Raw genomic sequence first — 5,847 nt, 5'->3', positions numbered from 1 at the left:
GGAGGCGGTGCACCTTCTCATGCAAGAAGCCGATGAACTCCTGGCCATAACAGTCGCTTCGGTCAACACGGCCCGTGGAAAGCCGAGGACCGGACGGCAGGTACGGCCCGCCGCACCACGCCGCAAATCCGCAATCCGCAATCCGCAATCCGCAATACGCAATCCGCAATCCGCAATACGTGAAGGGGCCGCGACAACCCCAAAACGGCAACAGAGCAAGGCTTGAAGGAATGGCGAAACAAGTCAGGTTGACGCGGCCGGAACTCAAGGCCCAGCGCGACGCCCTCGCGCGGTTCGAGCACTATCTGCCCATGCTCAAACTCAAGCAGCAGCAACTCCAGTTGACCGTCCTCGCCATTGCGGCGGAGCGCCGCCGGGCCCAGCAGGCCCTTGAGGACGCCCGAACGCGCCTCGCCGCCTACCAGGACATCCTGCGCGACCGCGCGGGGCTGGACCTGCGCGGTCTGGCGACGCCCGATGAGGTCCGCACCGGCAGACGCAACATCGCCGGGGTCACCATTCCCACGTTCGATGCCGTGACGTTCCCGCCGGCGCGCTACAGCCTCTTCGCGACGCCGCCCTGGGTGGACCGGGCCCTGGCGGACCTGCGCCTCGTCAGCCGGCGCCGGGCGGAACTAGAAGTCATCAACCACCAGCACCGTCTCCTGCACCGCGAACTGGTGAAGGTCATCCAGCGCGTGAACCTCTTTGAGAAGATCAAGATCCCCGAGGCGCGGGAAGCGATCCGGCGGATTCGCATCCACCTGGGCGACGAGATGACCGCGGCCGTCGGACGCGCCAAGATCGCCAAAGGCAAACTCGTGGCCGAGGAAGCGACGGCGTACGCGCGCCGGGCGCCCGCGACCGATCACCCACGCGAGGAGGGTGTCAGCCCACCATGATCGCGCGGATGGCCAAAGTGTTCGTCGCCGGCCGGAGCGAGGACCGCGACCCCCTCCTGGAAGCGTTGCGGGACCTCGGCGTCGTACACCTCGCCGCCGTCGAACCCGCCCAGGCCGTCCCGAGGCCCGAGACCGCCGCCGCCATCGAACGCACGGACCGGGCGCTCCAGATTCTGAGCGGCCTGGAGCCGGCGGGCCCCGCGCCGACCGTCTCGGCCGCCGACGCCGTCGCCGAGACCCTTCAGATCCAGCGCCAGGCGGCCGAGACGCAGTCCCGCCTGACGGCCCTGCACCGGCGGATCCTGCATCTGGAGCCCTGGGGCGACGTGCGAATAGACCAGATCGAATCACTCCGCCGGGCGGGGGTCCTGCCGCGATTCTTCACCGTTCCGCACGACCGCGTCGGCGAGGTCCGCGCGGAACTCGTCCACGTCCTGGGTCCGCGGCCCGGCCGGCAAGTGCTGGTCGCGGTCGTGGACCGCGCCCAGGAGCCGACCGTGCCCGAGGGCTCGACGGAACTGGCCGCGCCGGCCGAGGATCGTCCCGCGCTCCGCAAGGAGGCCGCTCGTCTCGACGCCGACCTGCACCGGGGCGCCCGGCGCCTGGCCGCCCTCGCCCACGGCGTCCCGGCCGTCCGGAAAGAGCGTGCGCGGCTCCAGAGCCAGGCCGACTGGACGGTGGCCTCACGCAGCGGCCGGGGCGATGAGCATCTTTACGCCCTCCAGGGCTGGGTCCCCGAGGAGCGGGCGGCGGACCTGTCCGCCGGCCTCGAAGCCGCCGGCCTCCCCGCCGCGGTCCGCTCCATGCCCCCTTCCGACGAGGACGAGCCCCCGACGCTGGTGCGGTATCCCTGGTGGGCCAGGCCGATGGGGGGGTTGTTCAAGATCCTCGGCACCGTGCCGGGGTACCGCGAGTTCGACGTTTCGGCGGCCTTCATGATCGCCCTGCCGATCTTCTCGGCCATCCTCATCTCCGACGCGGGTTACGGCCTGCTGTATCTCCTGCTGCCGATCATCTTCTATAGGCATCTGGCGGCGAAGGGGGCCGCCGCCCTCGCCCAGTTGATCATCATCGTCGGCGCGTGCTCGGTCGTGTGGGGCCTTGTGACGGCCAGCCTGTTCGGTTACGACATCAGCCGATGGCTCGGTCTGAGCGAGCCCCTCATCACCGTGAACATGGTCAAGCGGAACATAGACTTCCTGATGCACATGAGCATCCTCGTGGGAGCGATTCACTTGAGCGCGGCCCACCTGTGGCGCGCGGGGGCCGCCTTCCCGCGCCTGGAGTTCTTGAGCGAGGTCGGCTGGTCCGCCTTCCTGTGGGGTATTTACGGCCTGGTCCGGGCACTCCTGCTGAAGCAGCCGCCGACCATCGCCCAATTCCTCGACGGGAACGTGTATCCTTATCTGCTCCTGGTCGGCGGGGCGCTGGCAATTTTCTTTGCCGCCCCCAGCCGAAACCCCCTGAAGATGGTCGGCCTGGGGCTGGCGAAATTTCCCCTGTCGGCCATCGGGACGTTCGGCGACACGGTCAGTTACGTGCGTCTGATGGCCATCGGCCTGGCCGGCAGCACCCTGGCTATGGCGTTCAACGACATGGGCAGCCGCCTGCCCTGGTTCGCCATGATTCCGGTCCTGATGGCCGGACACGCGCTGAACGTGGCCTTGTCGATCATCTCGCTTTTCGCGCACGGCGTGCGGCTGAACATGCTGGAGTTCTCGAATAACCTTGGGATGCAGTGGAGCGGTTACCCCTACGAACCCTTTTCCAAGCGGCTTGCTAAGGAGAACTAAGAATGGACGCGAACGTCTTCCTCGGACAGTTGGGCATGGGTCTGGCGGTGGGCATGGCGGCCCTGGGCAGTTCGATCGGCGCCGGGGCGGCCGGCATGTCGGCCGCCGGCGCCTGGGCCAAGGACGCCAAGGCCAGCAAACCCCTCCGGTTCATCTACATCATCTGCGTGGCCGCGCCCATCACGCAGACCGTGTACGGCTTCATCGTGATGACCCAGATGGCGCCGCACCTGGCCCAGGCCGCCACGAACGGCGGCATCCTGTTCGCCATCGGCCTCGCGACCGGCATCGGCGAAATGGTCTCGGCCTGGGTCCAGGGCCTTATCGGCGCCGCAGGGTGCCGAATGCTCTCCGACTCCGACGGCAAAGGGTTCGCCTTCGTTCTCATCGCCCTCGGCATCGCGGAGACGGTCGGCATCTTCACGCTCGTCTTCATGCTCATCCTCATCGGCCAGATCGGAGGCTGACCCGTGGCAGCGGGGGCGGCTGGCGGCCCTCGTCGCGCGGTTCGGCACATGGCGAGAAGAGGAGACCCTGATGAAGGCACAAGAGCCTTGGGACAGGACGGGCCCGGCGCTCAGGCGCCGGGACTTCCTGCGTCTCGTGGGCGGTGCGGCAGCGGCCGCCGCAATGCCTGCCGCGGTCCTGCGGGCCGCCGGTCCGAGGCCGCCCAACTTCGTCTTTCTCCTCGCCGACGACCTCGGCTACGCCGACCTCGGCTGCTACGGCTCGGACAAGATCGCCACGCCCAACCTCGACCGCATGGCCGCCGAGGGCATCCGGTTCAACGCCTTCTACACCGGCGAGCCCGTCTGCACCCCCACGCGTGCCGCCCTCATGACGGGGTGCTACCCGAAGCGCGTCGGCCTCCACCGGCACGTGCTCTTCCCCTCGTCGAAGACGGGCCTCAACCCCAGCGAGATCACCGTGGCCAGGGTGCTCAAGGACCAGGGCTATGCCACGATGTGCATCGGCAAGTGGCACCTGGGTCACCACCCGGAGTTCCTGCCCACGCGCCACGGCTTCGACGCGTACTACGGCATCCCGTACTCGAACGACATGCCGACGCCGACCCCCGACGGGGGCAAGGGCGCCGTGTTGCTGCGCGACGAGAAGGTGATCGAGCACCCCACGGACCAGGCGACGCTCACCGAACGGTACACCGCGGAGGCGGTCAAGTTCATCAAGGCGAACCGGGACCAGCCGTTCTTCCTGTACCTGCCGCACACGTTTCCGCACGAGCCGCTGCACGTCTCCGAGCGGTTCAAGGGGAAATCGAAGGGGGGCCTCTTCGGCGACGTGGTGGAATGCATCGACTGGAGTTGCGGCGAAATCCTGGCCGCCATCAAACAGGCCGGCATCGACGAGCAGACGCTCGTCCTCTTCACCTCCGACAACGGCCCGGCGGGGCACCCCGCGCCGCCCTTGCGGGGCGGCAAGGGCAGCACCTGGGAAGGCGGCATGCGCGTCCCCTTCCTTGCGCGGTGGCCCGGCAAGGTCCCGGCCGGGGCGGCCTGCGCGGAGCAGGCCTCGGTGATGGACATCCTGCCGACCTTCGCCGGCCTGGCCGGCGCCCGGCTGCCGACCGACCGCATGATCGACGGCAAAGACATCGGACCGCTGGTGTCGGGCCGGCCCGGGGCCCGCTCGCCGCACGAGGCGTTCTTCTACTACTCGGCGTACGGCGACCTTTCGGCGGTGCGGAGCGGACAGTGGAAACTCCATATCAAGACCCCGGCGAGCCGCGCCTCGGCCAGGGAAAAAGAGGCCGCGCCGGTGCCGGCGCTCTACGACCTCTCGGCCGACGTCGGCGAGCAGACGAACGTCGCCGCCGACCACCCGGACGTCGTGGATCAGTTGACGAAAATGGCGGCCGAGTTCGACGCCCAATTGGAGAAGGACGCTCGGCCGGCCGGCCGGGTCGGCTGACAGTTCCAGCAGGCACATTCGGCGGCGCGGCTGGAGCCGCTTCGCGTCGGTTTCGCGCAACGGTGGTGGAAAACGTTGACCTTCCGGCGCGTCGGCGTTATTCCCGCTCAACCTGAACCAGGGCGCGCGCCGGACAATCCCTACATGTGATGGCCCCAGAAGCGGCTTCAGATAAGTATTGCGCGGTGGGTCTCCTGACCCACCGCGCAAGAAATGGCTTTCTTGGCTCGTGGCGCGGCGGGTCGGGAGACCCGCCGCGCAAAGTGGCGCTGTAGAGTTAGTGGCAGCAGGCGTCCTTCGCCCGCCGCGGCCACTTGCGCCAGACCCACCGGGCGACGGCGTGGGCGAGGTAGAGGCCGAGCACAACGCCGCCCGCCGTCTGGACCCACGGCGGAAGGTACCCGTGCACGTGTTCCATGTGGATGTTCACGTTCCAGACGTCCACGGCGGTGTCGAGCGCAGCGCATCTTGCCGACCGTCAGGATCGTCGCCAGGTTCGTGGCGGGGCCCACGAGGAGAAACACGAGCGCGGCGCCGGGGTTGAGGCCCTTGAGCATGAAGGCGGCGGCGAGCGGCGTCGAGGCCGTCGCACAGACGTAGAGCGGTAGGCCCACCAGAAGCATGATGCCCATCGAGGCCCATCGGTTCCCCAGATAGGTCGTGAAGAAATCGTTCGGCACAAACGCCGCCACCAGGCCCGCCAGCAGAAGGCCGAGGGCGAGGGTCGGCCCGATCTCGTCGGACATCTCGAAGACGACGAACTGCCAGAAGCGGCGGAGGCGGCCCGGCGTCTCGACGTGCTCGCCATCGTCGGACGCACAGTGCGGGCAGGCGGGCGCAGGCGGAGCAGGCTCAGGCTCGTGGCGGCCGCGGATCGCCTCGGCGAAACCCGCGCCCAAGGCCGTCAGCACCGCCGCCACCGGACGCACGATCGCCATCAGCGGCCCCATCAGGGCCCAGGTGACGGCGATGGAGTCGAAACTGGTTTCGGGCGTCGAGATGAGAAACGAGACGGTGGCGCCCCGTCCGGCGCCTCGCTCGCGCAGGGCGAAGGCCGTCGGCAGCACCGAACAACTGCACAGGGGCAAGGGCGCGCCGACCAGGGCCGCCTTGACCACCGGCCAGAAGCCCCTGCCCCCGAGGTGCCGCGTCAGAAACGCGCGCGACACGAAGACATGGACCAGACCCGCCGCCAGAAGACCGATGACCACGTAAAGCCCCGC

5 protein-coding genes are annotated in these 5,847 nt (G+C 68.7%); 4 read left to right on the top strand and 1 reads right to left on the bottom strand.

What is annotated here, in order from left to right:
- The first annotated feature begins 230 nt into the window (after positions 1-230).
- The 4 genes from NTX40_03775 to NTX40_03760 all read left to right on the top strand — a co-directional run bounded on the left by NTX40_03775 (position 231) and on the right by NTX40_03760 (position 4,624).
- Complete coding sequence (locus tag NTX40_03775; protein ID MCX5648205.1) at positions 231-902, top strand: V-type ATP synthase subunit D; 672 nt, start codon at positions 231-233, stop codon at positions 900-902.
- Positions 899-2,695 carry a hypothetical protein gene (locus NTX40_03770; GenBank protein MCX5648204.1) on the top strand — a complete coding sequence of 599 codons (1,797 nt, stop codon included), beginning with the start codon at positions 899-901 and terminating at the stop codon, positions 2,693-2,695. Before NTX40_03775 ends, NTX40_03770 begins: the two co-directional genes overlap by 4 nt.
- A gap of 2 nt (positions 2,696-2,697) precedes the next feature.
- Positions 2,698-3,162, top strand: a complete 465-nt coding sequence (locus NTX40_03765) for a V-type ATP synthase subunit K (protein MCX5648203.1) — start codon at positions 2,698-2,700, stop codon at positions 3,160-3,162.
- Between the two features lie 70 nt (positions 3,163-3,232).
- Positions 3,233-4,624, top strand: coding sequence for a sulfatase (locus NTX40_03760; GenBank protein MCX5648202.1), 1,392 nt, complete (start codon positions 3,233-3,235; stop codon positions 4,622-4,624).
- A 167-nt stretch (positions 4,625-4,791) separates the two neighbouring features.
- Here NTX40_03760 and NTX40_03755 read toward each other — a convergent pair.
- On the bottom strand, positions 4,792-5,847 hold a 1,056-nt coding region (locus NTX40_03755), incomplete at its 5' end, for a permease (GenBank protein ID MCX5648201.1).

The sequence above is a fragment of the Planctomycetota bacterium genome (assembly GCA_026387035.1).
In the GTDB taxonomy this organism is placed as follows: Bacteria; Planctomycetota; Phycisphaerae; order FEN-1346; family FEN-1346; genus JAPLMM01.
The sequence above is the reverse complement of the archived record's forward strand: the minus strand, read 5'-3'. Positions and strand labels throughout refer to the sequence as shown.

What these genes read in the sequence shown, in the direction of transcription:
- NTX40_03775 (MCX5648205.1), top strand. Translation starts at nt 231, where the DNA reads ATGGCGAAACAAGTCAGGTTGACGCGGCCGGAACTCAAGGCCCAGCGC.
- NTX40_03770 (MCX5648204.1), top strand. Translation starts at nt 899, where the DNA reads ATGATCGCGCGGATGGCCAAAGTGTTCGTCGCCGGCCGGAGCGAGGAC.
- NTX40_03765 (MCX5648203.1), top strand. Translation starts at nt 2,698, where the DNA reads ATGGACGCGAACGTCTTCCTCGGACAGTTGGGCATGGGTCTGGCGGTG.
- NTX40_03760 (MCX5648202.1), top strand. Translation starts at nt 3,233, where the DNA reads ATGAAGGCACAAGAGCCTTGGGACAGGACGGGCCCGGCGCTCAGGCGC.